This window comes from Labrenzia sp. R5_0 (genome assembly GCF_017743835.1).
Classification (GTDB): Bacteria; Pseudomonadota; Alphaproteobacteria; order Rhizobiales; family Stappiaceae; genus Roseibium; species Roseibium algicola.
Map to the genome: position 1 here is coordinate 188312 of NZ_JAGHRK010000005.1, position 23286 is coordinate 211597.

Here is a 23286-nt window from a genome sequence, read left to right on the forward strand (position 1 = left end):
TCTTGACGAAAGCGTTCAGGGACGAATACCTCAACGACACACTCTTCACATCGCTCCGCGAGTCCCGATCTCAAATCACCTCGCGGAAGGGTGACCACAACCGAAACAGACACCACTCATCCCCGGACAATCTCGCGGCTTGCGGTCGGCTCGGAAACCGATTGCCGCACCGGCATACACCTGGCGCGTGAGGCGCATCTCAGGACGATCTTTCGCGATTTTCGGTTTTCTGAATTCAAGGCAAGAGCAATCTTTGACAAGGCCATGGTCGCACCGGAGCGTGTCGGGCTGATATCTATGCTGTGCCGGGGGTGGACGAGCCGCTGGCCGAGGAGAGGCTGTACGACTTTGCCTCGGTGCAGGCGGGGGAATTTGATAATCAATTCGCAAGTGCTGTTAAGTGCAGAAGACTATAAACTTAATCAGAAATAGGTGCCCATGAAGAAGGTTTTATTACTTGGTTTTTTGATTTGCATGACTTGGTCTAGCCCTACGCTTGCTTGCACCGTGAACGGGAAAGATTGGGCCGGTGCAGTCAACGGGGTACTGGAGGCCTTCAAGAGTGGGACATATCAAGACGTCAATGAGATCATCAAAGAGAATATTAGAGTTGAAAATGGTCAAGAAATTCAAAAATTGGTATCGGATCTACAGGAATACGAGCCGGATGGATTTGATAAGTGCAGAATATTCATGAGAGAAGAGCGGCCTCCAATAGTTGAAAAATTGATATTTCAATTTATTGGAACAGATGGAAATGGAATTTTTGTCTATTTACTTGTTGTTGACGGAGGACGTGAATTTAAGAGCGGAATTCAAATTCTTCGCGTTTCTACAGACATTGAAGATATTTTGAAGATTTGGAGTAATTCATAATGGGTGAGCAAAGGATAACTTTTACTGCAGCAATATCAAATGGCACCGCAAAAACGGCTCTCGACAAATCACTCGGAGGACTAGGGGCCGAAGTATCGGATAAGTGGCTGGGAAGAACACCGCCAAAGGCGGAGGCTTCTCAGCCACATCCGGACGGCGTCCAATATGCTTTAGTCTGGCCAAGAGTGACACCGCGACGGGATTGCGCCTGGCAAGACTTGATAGGCGGCCGGTCAATCAAGCCGGCTGGGAGACAACGGTTTGTCGCTGTGTCCCAAGGCCGGAGATGCTTAGATCGACAACGTCACCAAGCTTGAGAAACTGCGGCGGATCGAGTCCAAGGCCTACGCCTTCCGGCGTTCCAGTGGCAATGACATCACCGGGCATCAGACGCATGAAATTGGACATGTAGGAGATGATTTTCGCCACGGTGAAAATCATGTCGTCGGTTGAGCTGTCCTGGCGCATCACTCCGTTCACCGAGAGCGTCAATCGAAGGTCCTGCGGGTCCTGGATCTCGTCCCGTGTGACCAGCCAGGGACCAATCGGGCCAAAGTTTGGTGCGGATTTGCCTTTGATCCACTGGCCACCGCGCTCGATCTGATAGGACCGCTCACTGACGTCGTTGATGAGGCAATAGCCGGCGACCATTTCCAGCGCGTCCTGCTCTGGAACGTATTGGCATTCGCTGCCGATCACGACACCCAATTCGACTTCCCAGTCGGTTTTTTCCGATCCCTTCGGCAAAATGATCGGATCGTTCGGACCGCTGATGCATGAGGTGGATTTGGAAAACAGCACCGGTTCGGAGGGATTTGGATTGCCTGTTTCCTTTGCGTGCCGGGCATAGTTCAACCCGACAGCGTAGAAATTCCGGACACCCCCCACACAAGCGCCAAGGCGCACGTCCGGATCCACGATCGGCAGCTTTGCAGTGTCCAGGGCACTCAGGGCAGCAAGGGTGCTTTTTGTGAGTGTTTCAGGTGTCAGGTCGCTTATGTGAGCGGACAGGTCCCGGATGCGGCCTTCGGCATCAACACAGCCCGGTTTTTCCTGGCCCAATGGGCCAAAGCGAAGAAACTTCATGTGAAATCCTCGTGGTTCTGTTTCTTGGGGAATTTTTGTCAGGCAGAAAGCAGGATCATGTCCGCGGCTTTCTCGGCGATCATCACGACGGGTGATGCCGTGTTGCCGGAAACAATGCGCGGCATGATCGAAGCATCCACGACACGCAGTCCATCGATGCCGCGCACCCGCAGTTCCGGGTCGACGACGGCTTTGTCATCGACGCCCATCCGGCAGGTTCCGACAGGATGAAAAATGGTTGTCCCGATGTCGCCCGCAGCACGCATGAGCGCTTCATCGGACCGGACGTCGGGGCCGGGCAGAGCTTCCTCCGGCTCGTATTTTTTCAAGGAAGGCATGGTCAGCAACGCGCGGGCATGACGCAGGGACCTGAGTGCAACCGTCCTGTCACCAGGAGCGGACAGATAGCGCGTTGTTATTTTCGGTGGGCTTTCAGGGCTGTCGGAAGCGATATGAACCGTGCCGCGGCTTTCCGGCCGGAGATTGCAGACCGAAACGGTGACGGCCGGATAGGGATGCAGAGGCTCGCCGAGCCGGTCGGTCGACAGGGGTTGAATGTGATACTCCAGATCGGGCGTCGCCACGTCCGGGCTGCTGCGGGTGAAAATGCCGAATTGGCTGGGCGCCATGGAAAGCGGACCCGACCGCGACCAAAGATATTGGGCAGCCATCGACACTTTGCCTGAGAGCGAATTGACGACCTGGTTCAAGGTCCGGGCATTGCGGACTCGAAAAACCATGCGCAGTTGAAGGTGGTCCTGGAGGTTCTCGCCAACGTCATCCAGGGCATGCACCACATCTATGCCGGCCTTCCTGATGACCTCCGGCCGGCCGATACCTGACAGTTCAAGCAGCGCGGGAGAATGAACGGCTCCCGCCGCAAGGAGGACTTCTTTTCCGGCCGTGGCTATAAGCTCCTGTCCTGCGCAACTGAAGGCAACGCCCGTCGCGCGGCGGCCGTCCAGGATGATCCGCTTCACTGTGGCACCGGTCAAAAGCCGAAGATTGCCGCGTTTCAGCGCCGGTTTCAGAAAGCCCCGTGCAGAACTCCAGCGGCGGCCGCCTTTCTGGTTGACCTCGAAATAACCTGCGCCTTCGTTGTCTCCTGCGTTGAAATCGGTCGTTCGGGGAATGCCCATTTCGCTTGCGGCACTCTGGAAATCATCCAGGAGGTCCCATCTCAGCCGCTGCCGCGCGACCTTCCACTCTCCGCCCGCACCATGCAGCCTGCCATCCGCGTCCGGTCTGTCCTCGGACCGCACGAAGTAGGGCAGCACGTCTTGCCAGCTCCAGCCGGTGTTTCCCATCTGCGCCCAGCCGTCGTAGTCGGCTGCCTGACCGCGCATGTAGATCATGCCGTTGATGGAGCTGCATCCGCCGAGGACCTTCCCCCGCGGGTAGGCGAGGGATCTGCCGTTCAGCCCCGGATCGGCTACCGTGCGAAGCATCCAGTCCGTACGCGGATTGCCCATGCAGTAGAGATACCCGACCGGAACATGGATCCAGGGGTAGCTATCCTTGCCGCCCGCTTCCAGAAGCAGAACCCTGTTGGCCGGATCTGCCGAAAGGCGATTGGCAAGCACGCATCCGGCCGTTCCGGCTCCTATGATGATGTAGTCGTATTCGCCGTCTAACCTGCGTCTCATGAGGTCGTCTCGATTGCCATTCTTGAGGGAAGTGCGTCAGTGCAGTGCGAGGGCCGGGAACATCACCAAAAGCCCTACCGCAATGACCTGAAGAGCGATGAACGGAACCAGGGACCGGAAGATCTCTCCGAGGGAAATCTCGGGTGGTGTCACGCTCTTCAGATAGAAGGCGGCTGGTCCGAAAGGTGGCGTCAGGAAAGACACCTGCATGTTCATGGCAAACAAGACGCCGAACCAGACGGGGTCATAGCCAAGTTCCTTGATGATGGGCACGAAGATCGGCATCGTCAGAAGTGCGATCCCGACCCAATCCAGAAACATTCCGAGAATGAAGAGGATGAGCATCATGAACAGGATGATGACGGTTGGATTGTCGGATATGCCCGTGATGAGCTGGGAGATGAAACGGATGCCGCCCATCAGGTTGTAGACGCCCACCAGGGCGCTGGCACCGATGCCGATCCACATGATCATGCCGACGGTTGCCAATGTGTGCATCGACGCATCCAGCAACATGGAGAAGGAAAACTCCCGCCGCAGGATGGTCGACACGATCACGCCGGCGACCCCGATGGCCGAGGCTTCCGTCACCGAGGCGATGCCGCCATAGATCGAACCCAGGACCACGAACACCACCGCCATCGGCAAGACCAGGCCGCGCAGCAGGGGCAGATGTTCTGAAAGCGAGATCCGTTTTTCAGGCGGGGGAGGCGCGACCTTGGGATCGGTGTACGAACGGAACAGGATATAGGCGATATAAAGCCCCGCCAGCATGAAGCCCGGGACGAACGCCGCGGTGAACAGGTCTCCGACAGAGACGTTTGCTGTCAGTCCGTAGATGATGAGAACGATGGACGGAGGCACCATTGTGCCGAGCGCACCACCGGCGCAGACAACACCGATTGCCAGGCGGCGGTCATAGCCAAGTCTCAGCATCTGCGGCAGGGCAACGAGACCCAGGAGCACGATTTCCCCGCCGATAATGCCGCTCATTGCAGCCAGGATAACAGCCACGAATATGGTCTGGACCGCCACGCCCCCACGCAGCCGTCCGCCGACGAGTTTCATCGCGTCGAACAGATCCCTGGCGATGCCGGACCGGTCGAGGATCGCCGCCATCAGCACGAACATGGGCACTGAAATGAAGACGAAGGACGAGACAAAGCTGTAGACGCGGCTGGTGATCAACGGAACGGCCATCGGTCCGAACCAGCCAACTGCAAAAAGAAGGGCAACCAACAAGGTCACCATGGCAAGTGGCATGCCGGTCAGAAGAAGTCCGACCAGTAGGGCGAACATCACCAATGTGCCCCAACCGATGCCGAGTGCCTTGAGGTTCAGACCAAAATCGAGAAGGTCAAGCATCGCTGTCTCCCCCTGTCCGGAGTGGTCGGCGCAGGTAATTCACCGTCAGGATCAGGAACTGGATGCTCATGGTGACCATCACCACGAGCAGGAAGATCTTCAGGAGGGCCGGCGCGGGTGAGTTCCAGGCGCTGCCGCTGGTTTCCAGGAAGAAGGACCCATCCGGACGGAACATCGCTTTCTTGACCATGAGCCAGGATGCCCAGGCAAAGAACAGGCACGCCAGCAGACTGGCCATGGAAATCAGCACATCCAGAACCCTGCGTGCGCGCCGGCTGACCACGTCGTAAATCAGCACGACCCGGATGTGCGAATTGCGAGCGACACAGAAAAGACCACCGAAGATGAAGGTGACGGCACTGAGGAAGGTGGTTGTTTCATGCGCCCAGATAGTGGGCGAGTTGAAGACATATCGAAGGAAGATTTCGACGACCAGCACCGCCATGGCGATGATGATTCCAACCGCGAACAATCGGGCAAGGCGGGTGATGGCCCAACCCAATCGGCCAGATTCAGGCAAATATTCCTGAGCCGGCACAAGAGGTTCGGCCTGATCCGGCACTGGGGCACGTTCTGGCGGCAGAGGCATGGACAGCCACTCCAGTCTGAGAATGGGGGATCAACCACAACGACGAGGGACGTTACCGTTCGTCCCCTGAAACCGGTCGGCAGGTGGCAGCGTGTCGGGGCCTGACGCGATTGCCCGGTTCCCGAACGCATATGTCCGAGCCAACGCCTTCAAAAGGCTGCTTGCCGGTTGTGGCTTATCAAAAGTTCGAAGGAGGAATTCGGGCGCTGAGGCAGCGCCCGAAAACATGTGTCACTTCAACATGCCCTGACTGTCGAGATAGGAGGTCAGGGTCTCATAGACGTTCTGGGCATTGTCGGAGCGCGCTGCCACCTTGGCCCACTGGTCCATCGCGATCCTGCGGAACTTCGCCCGTTCTTCTGCCGACCAGTTGTGAACGGTGATGTTCGGGTCTGCGGTCGCTTCCGCATAGGTCTTCAGGTCGTTCATCGACAAGATGGCAACCGCATCCTGCGCAAAGTCACGAACGGAGACTGTCAGGATTTCCTGAAGATCAGAGGGAAGGGCGTTCCATTTGTCGAGGTTCATGGAAACTTCCACCAGAGGCATGGAATGGAACCCCGGATAGACAGGATGTTCGGCAACCTTGTGCAGGCCCTGCTGGTGGTTGGTTGAAAAGACGGTGGAATCCGCAGCGTCGATAACGCCCTTGTCGAGCGCTGTGTAAACCTCGGAATAGGGCAGGTTGACCGGAACCGCGCCGGCGGCCGCGAAGACTTCCTGAATGAGGCCTTCCGGGGCCCGTACCTTCAGGCCTTTCAGGTCATCGACCCCGTCCAGAGGACGTTTGGAGACGAAACCTTCAAGCCCCGTGGTGGTGGCGCCGATGAAATGAAGACCATACGGCCCCTCAAGCGCGTTCATCAGCTCATAGCCACCGCCGTAGTTGATGAAGCGGAACATTTCGTCGGGCGCCGCCCAGGCGCCGATGGGGTTTGCAATCAGCCCGAACGCAGGATCCTTGCCGGAGAAATAGCTGACGTCGGTGATGTGGCCGTCCAGAATGCCATTGCCGACTGCGTCCTGGGTTTCATTGTATTCGACAACCGAACCAACCGGCAGAAGCTCGATCGACAACCGGCCGCCGGACATCAGTTTTACACGTTCTGTCCAGGCCTGCTGGATGGCGAAGTTCGGGTTTCCGGCCGGATCGACCGACTGGAATGTCAATTCGAAATCCTGTGCGACGACCGAGGTGCTGCTGAGCATGCACGCTGCGATGAACGTCTTGAAAAACGTCACTTTCATACTTTCCTCCCTGAATTGGACATGTTTGGTGATCCCATGTCCTCGGATCATGTTGCGGGTTGCAGGTCCCGCAGGAGCTTTGCGTCAGGCCGCCCCGCTGAGGGCTGGCGTGACCGGCGAATTGACGAGGTTGCGAAGGCGGCCCTCGCGCAGGAACTGCATGGCCGTTTCCACCGAAAGGCGCCGCGCGTCGGCGACGCTCTCCGGGCTGGACCAGGCCGCATGGGGCGTCACGAACAAGCGCTCGCCGACGATCGGATCGGTCCCATTGGCATAGGCTAGGGCGATTTCATCGGACTTGGAAGGCGGCTCGACCGGAAGCACGTCGATCCCGGCACCTGCGATCGTTTGCCGTCGCAAGGCGTCCAGAAGCGCGTTCACGTCGATGATCGCGCCGCGTGCCGTGTTGATCAGAATTGCGTGCGGCTGCATCATCGACAGTCGCTCGGCGTTGATCATGTTGCGGGTTTCCGCCGTCAGCGGACAATGCAGGCTGACAACATCGCTTTGGGACAGCAGCTCTTCGAGATGGTCGCACCGGTCCACGCCTGCGGCGATCTCGGTACCGCGCGACACCAGCGGATCATATGCCAGAACGCGCATGCCGAAGGCCTTGGCCCGAAGCGCCGTGGCAATGCCGATCCGTCCGAGGCCGATCACGCCGAACGTCTTGCCGCGCAAGCGCGCCAGCAGTGGCGCCCGGGCATGGTCAAACCCGTCTTGGGGCGATTGCATGAGGTTGCGATGATAGCTGGCGATACCGCGCCGCATGGTGAGCATCAGGGCAATGGCATGATCGGCAACTTCGCTGGTGCCGTAGTCCGGTGTATTGCACACCGGAATGCCTGCATTGGCGGCTGCCTGAAGGTCGATGTGGTCAAATCCGACACCGGCTCTCACAATGATCTTGCACCGGTCCAGCTTTGAAATGAGCTGGGGTGAAACCGGCATTTCATGCCAGACCACCATCGCATCACACGACCGCAGAACCTCTTCAGGCAACTGCTCGGGAGAGCGCTCGCGGTAAATATCCCAGTCCACATCGTCACCCGCCGTGGCCCGTTCGATCAAGGCATCGTCTGGGTATTGGGCATCAGGGGTCAGGAGACGCAGGCGGGACATGAAATACCTCTTGAACTTCAAAGTGCATTTTGTGTTTGCATTGGCTCTTCTAGAATTCTAGAATTTATTCGAATGTCAAACAAATTTTTGAAACTATGAAAAAAGCAAGGTTTTTGGCGATTACAGGTCTGCTAGACCGTGGTGTAGTGAGCCAGGTGGATGCGAGGAGAAGAGAGTGTCGCTAACCCAGGAAGCCAGCGAGCGCATTCGCGATGCGATCGTGTCCGGTAAATTTGAATTCGGTGAGCGGCTCTCGGAAGAGCAAATCGCAAGAGCGCTCGGGATGAGCAAGGCACCGGTTCGAGCCGCCTTCATGGAACTGCGTGACATGGGTCTGGTGACCATTGTCCCACAGGCTGGAACCTACGTGTTTACGCCTTCGCGAAAAGACGTCGAGGAAATGAGCCAATTCCGGGCCATGCTAGAAAAGGAAGCTCTCCAGATGGCGCTGGAGCGGAACCGAAGTGGGCTGGTGCAACAGTTGTCCGCCGCCATTTCCCAGATGGACCACGCAATAGAAAGTGGCGACCGGCTGCGTTACAGCACGGCCGACAGTGCGTTTCATCGGGTCATTCTTCAAATTGCCGGAAACAGGTATCTTGAAAAGGCCTATGATCTGACTGCAACTGCTCTGGCCGCGCTGAGAGCACGCCTTCAGTCAGGCGAAGGCGACTACTGGCACCGCTCCTACGCCGAGCACACCCGCATGCGCGACCTGATCGATCAAGGCGAATTCGACGCCGCTCACGCACTCCTGCAAGAGCATATCCTGATCATCAATCGATCCCTGGCCCTGCCGGATACCAACACCCAGATCCGCCAGAAGGCACAGCTGCGCTCGGACCAGGAGTGTCAGGAATTGCTTCTTCAAAGTCAGGGATGACTGCCTTCGGTGAGTAGCCGCAATTTTTGCGGCTAAGCGCTTGCGACAAGCCCGGCGATAGTCGCGGCGCCATGACCTTAATAGCGAGGGTCTTTTGGGGAACAGATCATTCGGAATCTGACCCTGGCCGTCGGACGACCAACAGTTTTCCGGCATCTCCGCTGCCGCAGAAAAACCGATCACCACCATCGGATTCAAGTCCCGAGACGCCGGAACCCGATGGCATTTGCAAACGCTCCAACACATCTCCAGTCGTGGCATTGATGTGCCGGATATCGCTTTCGCCGTCCTGCCAGGTGCCGTGCCAAAGCTCGCCATCCACCCATGTGACGCCAGTGACGAAGCGATCCGATTCAATTGTACGATGAACCTTGCCGCTTTCTGGATCCACCTGGTGGATCTTGCGGCCCCGATGCTGTCCAACCCAAAGGAACCCCTCGGCCCAAGCCAGTCCCGAATGCCCGCCGTCACCGGGGGCCGGTATCGTGGCCAGCACTTCTCCGGTATTGGGGTCGATCTTGTTGATTGCATCATCGGCAATCTGGAACAGATGAGTTCCATCGAAGGCGGTACCGGCATCGGCGGCAGTCGCGATCGATCCCGTAATCTCTCCACTTTCCGGATCAAGAGCATTTAGCTTGTCTCCGGACGCGAACCAAACCCGCTCGCGATCAAAGCTGACCCCGGCAATGTCATCGATGCCGGGGAAGGGGCCGAACTCCCGGATGATCTCTGCTGTTCTGTGTTTCATGTGGCAATTCTAACCGGTGGCGATTGCAAGGGGGAGTAACAAACTTGTCGGGAATCCGGGAACGCTCGATAGGATCCAGCGGCAGGCCCGGCCTCGTCCGAAGGAACGAACTTTCCCGGCAAGAGCAAGGTCTTCAAGCTTCCTTTGAACTGTGCGTGGACTTGTGCCGAGTGCCAAGGCCAGCGCAGAACTCGACCAGGCCTCGCCGTCCGCGAGCAGCGCCAGCACCTCCGGGTGGTCGCTTTCCACCGGCGGCGCCAGCACAGCGACCTGGTGAGCGCCGTGCAGCTTGAGAGCAAAGCCCAGGCTCGTTGACCTTACCCCGGCGACGGGTTTGATGACCTTGCGAAGGCGGGCAATCTCGACACGCAACCTAGCCCGGTGCGAGTCGTCCACATGCTTTGCCCCGAAGGCGTGCATGAGAAGGTTTTCGCGCGAAACATCTTCCGGCCAGACCTCTGCCAACGCCCGGGCCAGAGCAAGCAGGACTGGACGGCGGTCGAGTGAGATCAACTTTTCCCCAAGCCTCACAGCATTTCGGCAGGTATCTACAATAAACGTATCGGAGGCGACCAGAGCCTCGACCCCGTCAAGCTGCAGCAAGTCTTGCCTGTCGCGAGAGACAAGACGGGCGGCCGGTGCCTCCAGCGCATGCCTTGCCTTTTCAACCTCGGCCTTGAGGGAGGGAATACCGGCATCCCGGGCAGCTTGCGCTGCCTGCTCGAGTGCGGCTCGTGCAGGCCCCGTCCGGATTTGCCGCATGGCTATGCCGGCGACCACAAGACCGTAGCCGGCTCGAGACGCAGGCGGCAAGACGTCGATGTCGATGCTGTCGAGTGTCCTGTGAGCATCTTCGAGCCGGCCGATGAGCAGAAGCTGACGGGCTTCGAGATAGCCGGCATGTGCGGCATTCACCTGGTCACCACCGGCTTCGAGCGTCGCGCGTGTTGCACCGAGCGTTTGAAAGGAACGGCCGAGGTCGCGGCAGACCAAAGCGATCTCGGCTTCGGCAACCATGCAGCGTGCACGCGCCATCGGCTCATCCGGCCCGAAGGCGCGGGCCGCATCCTTCAGCAGCTCTCTGGCGCGCCCAAGGTCGCCGAGCTGGGCCATGGCAATGCCGCGCAACGCCAATGCCGGCGCGTCGTTGCGCAGTGCCACCCGTTTCAATACCGCCAGAGGATCTCCTGACGAAAGGGCGCGCGCCGCCGCGACGATCAGCATGTCCATGGAAATCCCGCCAAACTTGTAACTCTCACCCGCCCCGTCTCCGCATCTATGTCTTTGCTCACCGGGCAATGGTCGCAATCGCCGGACCAGACGGAGGACCGATAATGACGATGTTTGCAGGAACAGGGAAGACACAAGCACCCTCTGGGCACCGCCACAATACAGCAGGATGCCTTCGGCTAGCCGCCGCGCCAACCTTTGGCTCAATGGCATGGATTTCCGCAACCGGAGCACAGGGGTGGGAGATCTGTACATCCGTTCCAGGCTTCCTGCCTGTGAATGACATGACCCTGATGTACGTCCTGATGGGCGTGTTCCACCTGCCGCCCTGGCTCAGGCTGATGTCCGCCCGCTCGCGGCGCTTCGATATCCCCACCACCCAAACTGAAGGAGAATGATCATGCAAAACGCTGTTGTTTCACATGAAGACTGGCTCGCCGCCCGGCGGGACTTGCTGCAAAAGGAAAAGGAACTCACGCACCTGCGCGACAGTGTCGCCAGCGAGCGCCTTGCCTTGCCGTGGGAACGCATCGAGAAGGACTATGTCTTCGATACACTTGACGGCCCGCGCTCTCTTGCCGGGCTTTTCGAGGGACGGTCTCAACTCGTGGTACAGCATTTCATGTTTGCACCGGGATGGAAGGAAGGCTGCCCGAGCTGTTCTTTCATGGCCGACCACGCAGATGGCATGAACCTGCATCTTGCCAACCATGACGTGACCATGATTGCTGTCTCCCGCGCACCACTTGCCGATATCGAACGTTACCGCAAGCGCATGGGCTGGACGTTCGGATGGGTCTCGTCTTTCGGTAGCGACTTCAATTACGACTTCCGGGTCAGTTTCACTCCCGAGGAAGTTGCCACCGGGCACATCGACTACAATTTCGGCGGCTGGAACATGACGGGCGAGGAATGGCCCGGCGTCAGCGCCTTCATCAAGAACGAGGCCGGCGAAGTTTTTCGCACATATTCGACCTACGGACGCGGTGTCGAAGTGATGATGGGCACCTATGCCATGCTCGACCTGACGCCCAAGGGGCGCAATGAGGCGAGGGGAATGGACTGGGTGCGCCGACACGATCGCTACGAATAAGCACCTGGGAATTGAGTGCGCAATGCATGTCGGCATCGCCGGAAAAGGTAAGATCGCCGGGCCTGCAAAGGCCCGGCAATTTGCAAATTAGCCTCTAGGCCTACCAGCCCCTTTCCGGACAGCAGCGACAAGGGCGAACAGCTGATTGAGACTGCTCGCATCAGCAGTCACGGCATTCATTATTTTCGACTTTCAGCGAAGGTTGGTTTTTTTGCCACCGCTCTGGCGACTAACTTATTTTGATGCTGCTTGCTAGCGGAAGACCTGAGGCAAACCATCGCTGCGGCCTCGGAAGGTGCGTGTCACACCGACTGCGGATCAGGTCGACCTAACGTGTCCTCGGTCAGAGACGCAATTTCTTGTTTCAATCGGTAATTCCTGCAGACATTATGTTTCCGGTGACGTTGGGTCACAGCACACCGGGTGGGGGAACATTCATGAGCACAACGGCAACGACGGCGCAGACACTGGACCCACCGCCGGATTCCTGGGTAGCGCCCGGCGCCAGCGACGGCTTTGCCACGGCCGGCTTGATTACACTGCTGCTGCTCCTTTTCCTGGTGATCTACCTCTATGCCGTTTTCGACCGCTACGCGGAGCACAAGGGATCGAGGACGCCGATCCGCACCACGATCCCGACCATGCTGGTGATCGGCCTTGCCTATGATCTGGTGCCGCCCTTGCGGGACGTGAGCCTTCTGTTGCCGTTGACCCTGATTTTTGCCGCCTTTGCCTATGACGTCGTTCTCTGGATGAAGCCGGAACCGGCCGCGGACGAGACGTTGCAGGAAGAGGAAACAGCAGCCGCCGAGAACATTTCGCCTGCCAATGGGACGCCCCCTGCCAAAGAACAACCGATAGCAGAGCAGTCGGTTGCGGATCTGCAGACACCGGTCGAAGGAATAGGAGCCAGCGCATGATCGAGCTCCTCATCACCTGCTTTCCGCTGTTGCTGCGCATGGCCTACCTGCGCTGGCGGGGACGCCCCGTGACGCTCTACAACGTCCACCGCGCACTGTTCGTCTGGATTGTGTTGTTCGTCGCGCTGATCTTCACGGTCGAGTATTATCATCCGGACACCCCAAATGCGTTGATCCCCTACCGTGTCGTGCCGATCGTCACCGAACGCGGCGGCACGGTCACCGAGGTGCCGGTCAAGGCCGGTCAAACCGTCAAGGTCGGCGATCTGCTTTTCACGGTCGATGACAGCAGCGAAAAGGCGGCGGTCGCGACCGCCCAGACCGCGGTCGGCGAGGTCAACAGCCAGATCGATGTCGTCAAGGCACAGATCAAGGCAGCCGCGGCCGACCTCGCCCGGACGAAAGCGGTTCTCGACACCGCCAACCTGACCCTGTCGGAACAGCAGGACCTCAAGGACAAGAACTCGCCCGCCTACACGCTGAACAGGTACGAAAACGCAAAGGCCGCACAGGAGCAGGCGGCCGCCAATGTGAACGCCGCCAACTCCAAGATGGAAGCGCTGCAAGTGCAGCTCGATCAGGTCCTGCCAGCAGAACTGAAGTCCGCAGAAGCCGCCCTCGACCAGGCCAAGGTCAATCTTGCCAAGACCAAGGTGTATTCGTCGGTTTCCGGCAAGATCGAGCAGCTAACCCTGAATGTCGGCGCTCGCGCCGCGCAGTTCTCGGTTAATCCGGCGATGGTCATCGTGCCGGATCGCGACAAGACCGATCCCATTGAAATCGTCGCTGGTTTCAGCCAGACAAACAGCGCGGTTCTGCATGTCGGCATGCCTGCGGAGGTCGCCTGCGAGAACAACATCAACAGCGGCATGGCGAACACGGTGCTGGCAGCGCGCATCGTCCGCATCCAGGACGTTATCGCGACCGGCCAGCTCGGTCCGACCGGCGTCCTGATGCAGCCGTCAGACCGTCGCGGCCCCGGTGACCTTGTCGTACATGTTCGGCTCGAATATCCCGAACAGAACGCTCTCTTGGTTGATGGCGCCAGATGCCTGGTCCAAGCCTATACCACCCATATTTCCGGCTCGCTTCAAGGCACCTTCATGGGTGGCATCATCCAGGCCTGGGCGCTGGAAAAGGCGCTGATCATGCGGATGAAGGTCTGGATCATGCTCTTCGCTGGAACGGGACTGATCGGCGGGGATTGAGTCGGCAGAAAATCGTCAGATCCGTGACGCGATGATCGATGTCATCCGCAACGACAGCGCAAATTGAACTTGTTGGCCAACTGCGGGCATTCCCCGCTGATGATTGCGTCCGGTTTCCGGATCCTGACGAGAGCCGCCGAAAGACTGATATGGGGACGCTTTGCCGGCTGGCAGGCACCGATGGCACCAACCGCGCGCGCAACGAAACCGTTAGTGCAGTGTCAAATGTGATGCCGGTAAAGGTCCTGGGATCTGTTCAGGTGCGAGCGCATTGCGCTTTCGGCCTCTTCCGCAACGCCGCCTTCGATGCACTCGACGATTTTCGAATGCTCGGCAAGCGTGACGTTCTCCCGTCCCGACCAGATCAAAAGGTCCGTATGATAATTGAACAGCCAGTTGAGCATGGCGTCACTCACTGCTGCAAAAATCGGATTGCCTGAGATCGAGGCGATCTTGCTGTGAAACGCGATGTCGGCCTTGATGAAGTCGGACGGACTGTCGAGCATGTCCTCTTGATGGCTTATGAGGTGTTTGAGCTCGGAAATGTCTTCGGGCGTTGCCATTTCCGTCGCGATCCTGACCATGCCGACTTCAAACAGTCTACGCGCCTGCTTCAGGTGCTCCAGATTGTCCGAAGACGCAGACAGCAGCATGCGCGCCACCATATCCATCTGCCGAAACGCAAGATCGGCCGAAAGCTCACTGACCCTGGAGCGCTCACCCTGCGAGATCGAAATGAGACCCTGGGTGTGCATCGTCTGCATGGCCTCGCGCACCGCGGGCCGGCCGACGCCGAAACGTTGCATCAGTTCACGCTCAGACGGCATGGGGTCACCGGGTCCAAGCTCACCCCGTACAATCATTTCACGCAATCGATCGAAAACCTGATCGGAGAGTTTTCGCCGGACAATCTTGTCGTCACCGGTCCCCAAGCCGTTCCAGTTTTCCATGACCCGCCAATCTGATCTCTTCATTGTTGGGGTGTCTGAACGTCGCGACAAGCACGGCGTCAAATTCGCCAGCCGCTTCAACACCCTTGGGAAGACTTATAGCCGGATAACTTCAAATGGGCCAAACGTCCTGCGTTCACCAAAGCCAATTTCCAGTTCCCGATTTGTCAGATTTGCAGCAAACCGCAAGACCTCACCGTCCTTCTCCACACAAAGGGCAGCTACGCTGGCTGGTGTTTCATCGTTGCAATCGATGACATCCCCTTCGCTTAGCCCAGCAAGGAGCGAGACAACTTCACCGACAGGCAGAAGAGATCCGCTTTCTGTGTCCACGATTCCTCTCGGGCCTGTGAAGCTGGCAGGGATCCATTGGCGGATATCAGCGTTGGCAATTGCGGACGCATACCCCATGGTCCAGGCAGCGGCGAAAAGGCCGCGCTGACGCGGATCGTCGTGGGTCATGCAGATGCGCTCGTTTCCGGGATTGGCGAATGTCCGCGAACCGTAAGGATTCTGGCGCATGCCGATGGTTGTCGGTCCCAGTCTGTATTCCTTGTCCTTGCCGATGATCGCACGGGCAGTGCGCGTGATGTGCGGCAGGGTCTCAAGTGTTTCGAGAACACTCTCGTCATCAGCAGCATGGACAATCGGATTGGTCGCGTGGGTCACGAAGTCAAGCAACGACACCGGAGGTCGCTTGCGGTTCAGCTCGGTGAAATAGCTGAACATGCCGCCCCCGAGCCTCATGCCGGGGAAGCAGTGCCTTGCAGCCGTATAGATGTCCGCCAGGGGAGGGCATTGCGGCCATTCGCTTCCAGGTGGTGTCGATTGTCGATCGACGGTAGGACAGACCGCAATGGAAGCCAACTCGAGCCCGCTTCGATCGATCATGTCGGCAAGGTTTTGAAACTCGGCCAAGAGGTCTCCCTTGCAGGAAACCACATATTCAAGTTCATAGGACGCCGGGAAAAGAACTTGCAGCTCCCTGAAATCCTCGAGCGCCTCCTGCCCATGCAAAGCAGTTGGGTCAAGGTGACACAGGATTGCTGGAGGGTTCACTTTCCTCAGGAGGTCAATGTGACTGATGGCAGACTTCAGGTCTTCCGGGCTGATCAACAAACCGATGCGCGGAAACCTGCTTTTTGTTTTCTTTCCCGCTTTAAGTTCGACACCCCCGGTGGAGGTGCTTAGCGGTGTTATGGTCGATGGGGCAGTCTCGTTTGCAAGATTTTCTATCTGAAGGGTAATCGACTGTTCGACCTCCTTGCCCGCTTCAATGACATATGGCCACGGAAGCGCCAGGGGTCTCACATAGGTCTTGTAGGAAGCGTCTGACCAGTTGCGCTGGTCCTCCATTTCGAACGTGTCGCCGTCCATCTGGCATCGGGCCTTCAAGTGCGGCGCAGGTGCGTGGGTCAGCGACCGGATCGACTTGAACGGTTGCCAGGGATCTATGAGGTCTGGAAACCAGGTTTGGACGACCGAACCATCACAATGCTCGACTTCGACAGGTTCACCGGCTACTCCATTGATCGGATGCAGCACCGTGAAACCACAGCGGTTGGTTTCGAAGGCGCTGTCGGCAACAGCCGAAGAGGCAAATCTCAAGGAACCGGTTTCCGTGCCGGTGATGCGTGCCGTGACGCTGAGACCCGCCCCCTGGTTTTTGTAGCGGGAAACATAGGAAATCTCGAACTTCCCAGGCTCTTCCAGGACAACGAGATCGGAGATGGCTCCGGCCAGCGTACCCCAGTCCTTGTCACGCACCACGTAGGAAATAGCGCGCAGCACTTCGTGGCCCTCGAAACGGATGTAGCGCAGGTTTCCGTCTTCCAGCCGTACTTCCAACGGTCCTGCGCGCAATATCCGGAAAGGCTCCGGCGCACTTTCCGTTCCATACAGGCGCATGCGGCTCACGGTACTCATCTCAGGCGCTGCCCAGTATGATTGTTCGGCTGTTCCCGGCGGCAGAAAGATACGCAGCCTCGACCAGTTCCAGCGTCTTCAGGTTGTCCGTTCCAGATGTCTCTGGCGTGCTGGCAGTATTCAGGCAATCGATGAAGTGCCGTTGAATGTTGTAGACACTTTCCTGAATGTTGTGCCAGGGGCGCTCCGCCCAGGAAAGCAACGGGGGCGAAACGTCCAGTTCCCAGGTGCCGGACGCATTGTGCAGCACCAGCCTGTAATCAGGCATCAGCCTGAGTGCTCCTTCACTGCCATCCACTTCAAGAAGGCTTTCCGGAAAGCTTTCCCGGGACAGCCGTGATGCGTAGCTGCAGTCGACAACACTGGTGACGCCGCTTTCGTGAACCAGCATCATGGTGGCAACGTCTTCCGCCTTTATTGCCGGATTGACCCGCTTGGTGCTTGCCGAGATGGTACGCGCGTCACCGAACAGGAAACGGGCGATATCCAGGATATGAATCCCGAGGTCCTGGATGATGAAACGGTCATCCGTCGCAAGATACGGCTGGCTGGCATAGACATCATAGGCGGAGCGGAAACTGACCCGCCCCCAGAACGGCTTTCCGATACTTCCCTTTTCGATTTCGGCTTTCGCCGCACGGATTGCCGACTGCCAGCGAAAGTTCTCGTGCACCATCAGGGTCACGCCGGCCGATGCAGTAGCATCGACCATTGCTGTGGCGTCTTCCAGTGCATCCGCGAAAGGCTTCTGGCAGATGATGTGCACTTTCGACCTCGCCGCGAGTTCCACAAGGGGCCGGTGGGTCTGAACTGTCGTCGCGATGTCGACAAAGTCGAGCTCTTCCGATTTCATGAGCTCGACCGCGTCGGAATAGGTCCTTTCAATGCCAAAGCGTTCGGCCGTTTCCTTCAGGCGTTTGTCGTCGCGATCACAAAGCGCGATGATGGCTGCTCCGTCGACATCGGCCCATGCATGCATGTGATTTTGGGCGAAAAAACCGCAGCCGATCAATGCGCCTTTCTTCATGAAACTCTCCTCAAGCTGCCGCGGCCTGCTGCTGTAGTGCCACACGGGCCTGCAGCTTTTGCTGTGCCTGGTCGACAACTACGGCGGCGATGATCACCAGGCCCTTGATAACGGTCTGCCAGAAAGAACTGACCCCCATCATCACGAGTCCGTCGGACAGAACGCCTATCACGAATGCGCCGACAATCGTTCCACCGATCCGTCCGCGTCCACCCGACATGGATGTGCCGCCGAGGACCGCCGCCGCAATCGCATTGAGTTCGAATGTCTCACCCGTTGCCGGATGCGAAGCCACCAGCTGTGACGAGATGACAAGGCCGACAATGGCCGCGCAAAAGCCCGAGAACATGTAGACGAACATCTTGACGCGGTTGACCTTCACACCTGACAGGGCGGCTGCCTTCTCGTTGCCGCCCACCGCATAGATGTGCCGTCCCAGTGGTGTTCGGCCTGCTATATACGCGGCAATCAATCCGACAGCTATCAAGAGCCAGATGGACACCGGGATACCGAGAAAGCTACCAGTGCCGAGCATGTCGAAACCCGTAGATCCATAGGCCTCCTTGCCGACGAGGTTTGGAAACGTCGCCCCGTCAGAGGAAAGCAGGGCCAGCCCGCGAGCCACGTAAAGCGTTCCGAGCGTCGCGATGAAAGGTGCCACATTGAGACGCGTTATCAGCACCCCATTTATCGCTCCCACGAAAACACCGACGGCGAGCGTGATGAGAATGATCTCGAAGATATTGAAATAGAGCGAGTACCCGATCCCCAGATCGACACCGTTGAGAATGAGATAGCCGGCCACCATTCCGCAAAGGCCAACAATCGACCCGACCGAGAGATCGATCCCGCCGGTTATGATGACGAAGGTCATGCCGATCGCCAGAAACGCGTTCAGCGCCACGTGCTTGGACATGATGACGAAATTCGCGGTGCTGAGGAAATTCGGAGCCGCAAACGAGAAGAACGCAAACACCGCAATCAGGGCGATGAAGGTCCTGAGCTTCAGGAGCAGCAGGATCATCGGTTGTCCGCCGGAGGTGCCTGAAGGCTGCATGGTGGTGACTGATGTCATCCGTTACTTCTCCCAATGAAATGACCTGCTTCGGAGGCAGGAGCGTGCCCGATCGCAGACGCCGCGATTATCTGTTCTTCCCGCACGTCGGCGCCCTCAAACTCGCCCGTAATGCTGCCGTTCGACATCACGATGATCCGGTCGGACAGGGACATGACCTCCTCAAGATCCGAGGTGACGAAGAGAATTCCCAGTCCTTCAGCCGCAAGCCGCCGCATGGTGCGAAAGACCTCGGCCTTTGCGCCAATGTCGATACCGCGGCTCGGCTCGTCCATGAGCAGGACCTTTGGCGAGGTCATCAGCGCCTTGCCGATCACGACTTTCTGCTGGTTGCCTCCCGAAAGAGAGCTGACCGGGTTTTCCATGCTGGCAATCTTGATGGCGAGGTCCTTCACGAACCGCTTCACCGTCTCCCGCTCTGCTTTCAGGCTGAGGTGAATGCCCTTCACGAACCTGCCGAGGCTCGACAAAGACATGTTCTCCCGGATCGGCAGGATCTGGATCAGACCTTCCGACTTCCTGTCTTCGGGGATTAGCGCCAGCCCGCGTCCGATACGCCCAGCAACGTCCGGTTCGTTCAGATGGCGTCCCTCGACGTAGAATTCCCCCGTGCAATGGGGATGCTGAGCCATGATGCACTCGAACAATTCGGAGCGCCCCGCGCCCATGAGGCCGTAGATGCCGACAATCTCGCCAGCCCGCAGGGACAACGACACATCATCGACAACGAACTTTCCCGTCCGGCCCATAAGGCTGATGTTCTCGCAGCGAAACACTTCGTCGCCGAAGTCATGATCGACCGTCTTGGCAAAGTCCTTTGAGGCTGCGCCGATCATGTTCTGCACGATCCAGGGCACATCGACGCCGTCCATGCTCCTGGCACCGGTTCGTGCACCGTCCCTCAGCACCGTGATGTAGTCGCCGATCCGGATCAGTTCCTCCAGGCGGTGCGAAATGTAGACAATGCCGACACCGCGTTTCTTGAGGTCTGCGATGACCCGGAAGAGGATTTCGACTTCTGCCGCACTGAGGGCGGATGTGGGTTCATCCATGATCAGGATCCGGGCATCCTGGGCCAGCGCCTTGGCGATCTCGACAATCTGCTGCTCCCCGATGCGAAGGTCGGACACGATCGCATCGGGCGAAATGTCGTGTTCGAGACGCTGCATCAGCGCTGCGGCTTCCGACCTCTGGTCGCTGGCGGCGATATCCACTCCGGCGCGGGTCTTTTCCCGTGCGATAAAGATATTGTCGGCAACCGACATGTTGGGAAACAGGTTGAGTTCCTGGAAGACAATGCCGATCCCGTGTGCCGCGGCCGTGCGCGTATCGGGGAAAGAGACCTTTTTCTCTCCCATCAGAATATCACCCGAGGTCAGCTGCTCGACGCCGGCGATCACTTTCATCAAGGTGGATTTGCCAGCGCCGTTTTCGCCAACGAGCACATTCACTGCGCCAAGCCGGACATCGAAGTCCACGTCCTTCAGCGCGTGTGTACCTGGATAGACCTTGTTGGCGGCGCGCACGGACAAGCCGATCTGGTGCTTTGCTTCTGTCATGACCCACCAATTTTTGTCTCAACGGGTGTGATCAGGTACGGCGGACCATCACCGCGCACCGTAAAGGCACCAAGCACGTCAACCGTCTTGCCCACGAGATCGTCGCGGGGCAGATCTTTCAGAGCGCTTTCGTAAGCGCGTGTATTCAGGGAGCGGGAGAGCTGGGCGAACTCTATCTGATCGGTAAATGAGGAGAAATCTACAAAGGGAAGGATGTCCCGGAGTGCTGTTCCGCGGATCACCGGACCAAGCTGCAGGATAACATCTGCCTTGCCATCAGCGGTGACGTCCACTTCCGCGGTGGCAGCACGCGTATCGGTCTTGGCCGCCAAGATTGTGCCCTGTACCCGGGCTGCAAAGTTCCAGGGACTTCCCTCGCTGGACGGACGATAACCATGTGCTTCGCCGGCGACGTCAACATCTCCTGCGATCGCATCGCCGAGAACGGCCATGTCGGTCGCCGTTTGCTGAAGATGTGGCAAAACCTGTTTGGCCCAGATGTCGGCGACAAGGGCATCCATGTCGCCGCCCGGATCGCTTGAAACGACTTGCTGGGCCTGACCGTCGCCATCATTCGTGGCAACATGCTTTTCGAGTTTGCAGCCGCCCAGGCTGGCGACAGCCGCAAAAACTAACAACAGGGAAGGAACTGCGCCGCGATCCACTGTGCAACCTCCTTGAACAGAACCCTTCCGGCGGTATCCGGCAGGATTTTTTCAGGTTTTCGTGGGAAGGATCACACCGCCGCGGGGCATCCGCCGCGGTGTGACACAGGGCCTAGTTCAGCGCGAAGGTCTCAAGGTTACCTGCATTCGAGCCATTGATCAGGACGCAATCCATCAATTGCTTTTCGTCCTGACCGGTCGATCCCGTCTTCAGGTACTGGTCTGCCTGCTCCACTGCGATCTGTGCCTGCCGGTAGGCTGGTTGCAGCACGGTTGCCTTGATGCCGCCTTCCAGGATGGAGTCGCGTACGTCGTTGCTGCCATCAAAACCGACAACGATCACATCTGTCCGCCCGGCTGCCTTGAGAGCCGCCCAGGCTCCCATGGCCATGGTGTCATTGCCTGAAATGACACCCTTGATCTCGGGGTTGGCCTGAAGGATGGTTTCCATCTTTTCGTAGGCTTCGGTCTGGCTCCAGTTGGCTGATTGCTGGGCAACCATCTCCAGATCGGGGTACTGGTCAATCACATCATGATAACCTGCAGAGCGAATTCCGGCATTGGTGTCGGCTTCGCGGCCCAGCAGCTCGGCATATTTGCCTTCTTCACCCATCAGCTTGACGAACTCCTCCGCGCCGAGCTGTGCTCCCTGGTAATTGTTGGAGACGATCTGGGAAACGGCAATGCCTGTTTCCTTGATTTCGCGATCGATCAGGAACGACGGAATGCCGGCTTCTTTCGCGCGGCGAACCGGAGCGACAGTCGCATCCGCACCGGCATTGTCCAGGATGATAGCCTTCGCACCACGGGCAATTGCCGTATCGAAGAGCTGGTTCTGCTTGTTCGGATCGTCATCGTGGACCAGCACGAGTGTCTCATAGCCGAGGTCTTCGGCACGTTTCTGCGCGCCTTCAGCTTCCGCCTTGAAAAACGGGTTGTCATGCGACGGTGTGATGATTGCAATGAGGTCGGCTGCGGAAGCGTAAGCGGGTGCAAGCAGGGTAGCTGCAACAGCAGCGCTGGCAAGCAGGATTCGTCTCGTGAATTTCATGTTGTCCTCCCAACAATAGGTTCAATATCGTGCCAGGTCCCGCGGGGTCCCTCCAAGACCCCGACGGTACCAATCTGAACGTTCGCCATACGAGATGGCGGACCGCTCAATCAGGTGATCTGCCGGATGCTTTCCCTGATTTCGTCCGGCTTGAACACGCCGATCCAGTCGTCTCGCATGAGACGTTTCTTGCCATTGGTGATGGCCTTGTTGCAGGCATCGGAGAAGACGCCGTCGACTTCTTCCATGACGACCGCCCCAAGAATGTTCATGTGTCCCAGAAGAAAGTCCCGGGCCGCCACGGGGTCGACCCCTCGCCGGATGACTTCATCCATTGCTTCCTTCATCACAACGAGAAGGGTCGCGCAGACGGTTTCGGACAGGCCCGGCTCCAGGAGCGCCATTTGTTCCACCGAGACCCTGTGCGAACGCAGGATCGGCTGAAAAATGGTTTTGGCGATCTCCTCCCCGATTGCATAGTCCTCTTCCGGACCCTGCATGAGGGCGTTCACGATCGCCTGTTTGGCAGCAATTCCGCCGAAGTAGTCGCGTTTCGCAGGCAACTGCGTTTCATCGTTGAATATCGGCGGATGGCAGGGATGGGTGACGAAATAGGTCACGTCCTTGCGCTCTGGAAAGTGCCCTGCAAAGGGGGCAGCTGCGTCCAGTGCGATCAGCATCGTTCCTGGCGCAAGCTTGTCGATGATGCCTTTCGCCACCGCCCGGATCGCAGTGTCCGGCACAGCAAGAATAACCGCACGTGCGTCTTCAAGCGCGGCGTCGACGTCGACACAGTCGACGCCGACTTCCGCCTTCAGCCGATCTCTGCCTGCATCGCTGACTTCCACATGGGCAACGTTGAAACGGGAGCCTTTCAGGTTCTGGGAGAGCCGCACTCCCATTTTCCCCCCCGCACCGATGAGAGCGATTTTCATGTGTCCTCCAAATTTGTTGCGCAAATAAATTCACATACAAATCATGTTGTCAACTGGTATGATAAGTTGATAGTCATATAA

General features: G+C 58.1%; 22 protein-coding genes. 6 read left to right on the top strand and 16 right to left on the bottom strand.

All coding sequences use genetic code 11. The features are described 5' to 3' along the window. The first annotated feature begins 2 nt into the window (after positions 1-2). Complete coding sequence (locus tag J7447_RS31565) at positions 3-191, top strand: integrase core domain-containing protein (protein ID WP_353653814.1); 189 nt, start codon at positions 3-5, stop codon at positions 189-191. Between the two features lie 247 nt (positions 192-438). Beyond that, positions 439-876 carry a hypothetical protein gene (locus J7447_RS24275; protein WP_209171201.1) on the top strand — a complete coding sequence of 146 codons (438 nt, stop codon included), beginning with the start codon at positions 439-441 and terminating at the stop codon, positions 874-876. 237 nt (positions 877-1113) lie between these two features. On the opposite strand, the gene J7447_RS24280 is transcribed toward J7447_RS24275, so the two are convergent. The 6 genes from J7447_RS24280 to J7447_RS24305 all read right to left on the bottom strand — a co-directional run bounded on the left by J7447_RS24280 (position 1114) and on the right by J7447_RS24305 (position 7932). After that, positions 1114-1962 carry a fumarylacetoacetate hydrolase family protein gene (locus J7447_RS24280; RefSeq protein WP_209171202.1) on the bottom strand — a complete coding sequence of 283 codons (849 nt, stop codon included), beginning with the start codon at positions 1960-1962 and terminating at the stop codon, positions 1114-1116. A gap of 38 nt (positions 1963-2000) precedes the next feature. Beyond that, a complete protein-coding gene (locus J7447_RS24285) occupies positions 2001-3608 on the bottom strand; it encodes a GMC family oxidoreductase (RefSeq protein WP_209171203.1) in 1608 nt (535 codons plus the stop codon). Positions 3609-3644: 36 nt separating this feature from the next. Further along, positions 3645-4973 carry a TRAP transporter large permease subunit gene (locus J7447_RS24290; protein WP_055660624.1) on the bottom strand — a complete coding sequence of 443 codons (1329 nt, stop codon included), beginning with the start codon at positions 4971-4973 and terminating at the stop codon, positions 3645-3647. Beyond that, the gene (locus J7447_RS24295) at positions 4966-5562 is read right to left on the bottom strand and encodes a TRAP transporter small permease subunit (protein ID WP_022999512.1); all 597 of its coding nucleotides are present in this window, start codon (positions 5560-5562) and stop codon (positions 4966-4968) included. Before J7447_RS24295 ends, J7447_RS24290 begins: the two co-directional genes overlap by 8 nt. Before the next feature lie 231 nt (positions 5563-5793). Continuing rightward, positions 5794-6810 carry a TRAP transporter substrate-binding protein gene (locus J7447_RS24300; RefSeq protein ID WP_286189532.1) on the bottom strand — a complete coding sequence of 339 codons (1017 nt, stop codon included), beginning with the start codon at positions 6808-6810 and terminating at the stop codon, positions 5794-5796. 84 nt (positions 6811-6894) lie between these two features. Continuing rightward, positions 6895-7932: a C-terminal binding protein gene (locus J7447_RS24305; protein ID WP_077294005.1), complete on the bottom strand. Its 1038-nt coding sequence runs from the start codon at positions 7930-7932 to the stop codon at positions 6895-6897. Positions 7933-8107: 175 nt separating this feature from the next. Between J7447_RS24305 and J7447_RS24310 the strand changes: the two genes are divergently transcribed. After that, positions 8108-8815: a GntR family transcriptional regulator gene (locus tag J7447_RS24310; RefSeq protein ID WP_209171205.1), complete on the top strand. Its 708-nt coding sequence runs from the start codon at positions 8108-8110 to the stop codon at positions 8813-8815. A 106-nt stretch (positions 8816-8921) separates the two neighbouring features. On the opposite strand, the gene J7447_RS24315 is transcribed toward J7447_RS24310, so the two are convergent. Together J7447_RS24315 and J7447_RS24320 are read right to left on the bottom strand one after the other, a co-directional pair. Beyond that, positions 8922-9566 (bottom strand): PQQ-binding-like beta-propeller repeat protein, encoded by a 645-nt coding sequence (locus J7447_RS24315; protein WP_209171206.1) that lies wholly within the window; start codon positions 9564-9566, stop codon positions 8922-8924. 9 nt (positions 9567-9575) lie between these two features. After that, the gene (locus J7447_RS24320) at positions 9576-10796 is read right to left on the bottom strand and encodes a helix-turn-helix domain-containing protein (RefSeq protein WP_209171207.1); all 1221 of its coding nucleotides are present in this window, start codon (positions 10794-10796) and stop codon (positions 9576-9578) included. Between the two features lie 400 nt (positions 10797-11196). On the opposite strand from J7447_RS24320, the gene J7447_RS24330 reads away from it, so the two are divergent. The 3 genes from J7447_RS24330 (at position 11197) to J7447_RS24340 (ending at position 14017) form a co-directional block, all read left to right on the top strand. Continuing rightward, positions 11197-11889 carry a thioredoxin family protein gene (locus tag J7447_RS24330; RefSeq protein ID WP_209171209.1) on the top strand — a complete coding sequence of 231 codons (693 nt, stop codon included), beginning with the start codon at positions 11197-11199 and terminating at the stop codon, positions 11887-11889. Between the two features lie 437 nt (positions 11890-12326). Beyond that, positions 12327-12809, top strand: a complete 483-nt coding sequence (locus J7447_RS24335; protein WP_209171210.1) for a hypothetical protein — start codon at positions 12327-12329, stop codon at positions 12807-12809. Further along, on the top strand, positions 12806-14017 hold the full coding sequence (locus tag J7447_RS24340) for a biotin/lipoyl-binding protein (protein WP_055660612.1): 1212 nt from the start codon (positions 12806-12808) through the stop codon (positions 14015-14017). The genes J7447_RS24335 and J7447_RS24340 overlap by 4 nt, the downstream gene beginning before the upstream one ends. A 221-nt stretch (positions 14018-14238) precedes the next feature. Here J7447_RS24340 and J7447_RS24345 read toward each other — a convergent pair whose 3' ends face one another. From J7447_RS24345 to J7447_RS24380, 8 genes are all read right to left on the bottom strand, one after another. Beyond that, a complete protein-coding gene (locus J7447_RS24345) occupies positions 14239-14991 on the bottom strand; it encodes a transcriptional regulator NanR (RefSeq protein ID WP_286185517.1) in 753 nt (250 codons plus the stop codon). 72 nt (positions 14992-15063) lie between these two features. Next, positions 15064-16893: a hypothetical protein gene (locus J7447_RS24350; RefSeq protein WP_209171211.1), complete on the bottom strand. Its 1830-nt coding sequence runs from the start codon at positions 16891-16893 to the stop codon at positions 15064-15066. 1 nt (position 16894) lies between these two features. Further along, on the bottom strand, positions 16895-17920 hold the full coding sequence (locus tag J7447_RS24355) for a Gfo/Idh/MocA family oxidoreductase (protein ID WP_209171212.1): 1026 nt from the start codon (positions 17918-17920) through the stop codon (positions 16895-16897). A gap of 10 nt (positions 17921-17930) precedes the next feature. Beyond that, entirely contained in the window at positions 17931-18995 is a 1065-nt protein-coding gene (locus J7447_RS24360; RefSeq protein WP_055660605.1) for an ABC transporter permease, read from the bottom strand. Then, entirely contained in the window at positions 18992-20554 is a 1563-nt protein-coding gene (locus tag J7447_RS24365; protein WP_209171213.1) for a sugar ABC transporter ATP-binding protein, read from the bottom strand. Before J7447_RS24365 ends, J7447_RS24360 begins: the two co-directional genes overlap by 4 nt. Next, the gene (locus tag J7447_RS24370; RefSeq protein WP_209171214.1) at positions 20551-21219 is read right to left on the bottom strand and encodes a DUF2291 domain-containing protein; all 669 of its coding nucleotides are present in this window, start codon (positions 21217-21219) and stop codon (positions 20551-20553) included. Before J7447_RS24370 ends, J7447_RS24365 begins: the two co-directional genes overlap by 4 nt. A 112-nt stretch (positions 21220-21331) precedes the next feature. Then, entirely contained in the window at positions 21332-22270 is a 939-nt protein-coding gene (locus J7447_RS24375) for a D-ribose ABC transporter substrate-binding protein (RefSeq protein ID WP_075283097.1), read from the bottom strand. Positions 22271-22380: 110 nt separating this feature from the next. Beyond that, positions 22381-23205, bottom strand: a complete 825-nt coding sequence (locus J7447_RS24380; RefSeq protein ID WP_022999529.1) for a phosphogluconate dehydrogenase C-terminal domain-containing protein — start codon at positions 23203-23205, stop codon at positions 22381-22383. Positions 23206-23286: the final 81 nt, after the last annotated feature.

Coding starts and splice junctions, on each gene's coding strand:
- J7447_RS24345 (WP_286185517.1), bottom strand. CDS start 14,991: ATGAAGAGATCAGATTGGCGGGTCATGGAAAACTGGAACGGCTTGGGG.
- J7447_RS24355 (WP_209171212.1), bottom strand. CDS start 17,920: ATGAAGAAAGGCGCATTGATCGGCTGCGGTTTTTTCGCCCAAAATCAC.
- J7447_RS24320 (WP_209171207.1), bottom strand. CDS start 10,796: ATGGACATGCTGATCGTCGCGGCGGCGCGCGCCCTTTCGTCAGGAGAT.
- J7447_RS24375 (WP_075283097.1), bottom strand. CDS start 22,270: ATGAAATTCACGAGACGAATCCTGCTTGCCAGCGCTGCTGTTGCAGCT.
- J7447_RS24340 (WP_055660612.1), top strand. CDS start 12,806: ATGATCGAGCTCCTCATCACCTGCTTTCCGCTGTTGCTGCGCATGGCC.
- J7447_RS24330 (WP_209171209.1), top strand. CDS start 11,197: ATGCAAAACGCTGTTGTTTCACATGAAGACTGGCTCGCCGCCCGGCGG.
- J7447_RS24280 (WP_209171202.1), bottom strand. CDS start 1,962: ATGAAGTTTCTTCGCTTTGGCCCATTGGGCCAGGAAAAACCGGGCTGT.
- J7447_RS24365 (WP_209171213.1), bottom strand. CDS start 20,554: ATGACAGAAGCAAAGCACCAGATCGGCTTGTCCGTGCGCGCCGCCAAC.
- J7447_RS24335 (WP_209171210.1), top strand. CDS start 12,327: ATGAGCACAACGGCAACGACGGCGCAGACACTGGACCCACCGCCGGAT.
- J7447_RS24350 (WP_209171211.1), bottom strand. CDS start 16,893: ATGAGTACCGTGAGCCGCATGCGCCTGTATGGAACGGAAAGTGCGCCG.
- J7447_RS24300 (WP_286189532.1), bottom strand. CDS start 6,810: ATGAAAGTGACGTTTTTCAAGACGTTCATCGCAGCGTGCATGCTCAGC.
- J7447_RS24290 (WP_055660624.1), bottom strand. CDS start 4,973: ATGCTTGACCTTCTCGATTTTGGTCTGAACCTCAAGGCACTCGGCATC.
- J7447_RS24285 (WP_209171203.1), bottom strand. CDS start 3,608: ATGAGACGCAGGTTAGACGGCGAATACGACTACATCATCATAGGAGCC.
- J7447_RS24360 (WP_055660605.1), bottom strand. CDS start 18,995: ATGACATCAGTCACCACCATGCAGCCTTCAGGCACCTCCGGCGGACAA.
- J7447_RS24295 (WP_022999512.1), bottom strand. CDS start 5,562: ATGCCTCTGCCGCCAGAACGTGCCCCAGTGCCGGATCAGGCCGAACCT.
- J7447_RS24275 (WP_209171201.1), top strand. CDS start 439: ATGAAGAAGGTTTTATTACTTGGTTTTTTGATTTGCATGACTTGGTCT.
- J7447_RS24305 (WP_077294005.1), bottom strand. CDS start 7,932: ATGTCCCGCCTGCGTCTCCTGACCCCTGATGCCCAATACCCAGACGAT.
- J7447_RS24315 (WP_209171206.1), bottom strand. CDS start 9,566: ATGAAACACAGAACAGCAGAGATCATCCGGGAGTTCGGCCCCTTCCCC.
- J7447_RS24380 (WP_022999529.1), bottom strand. CDS start 23,205: ATGAAAATCGCTCTCATCGGTGCGGGGGGGAAAATGGGAGTGCGGCTC.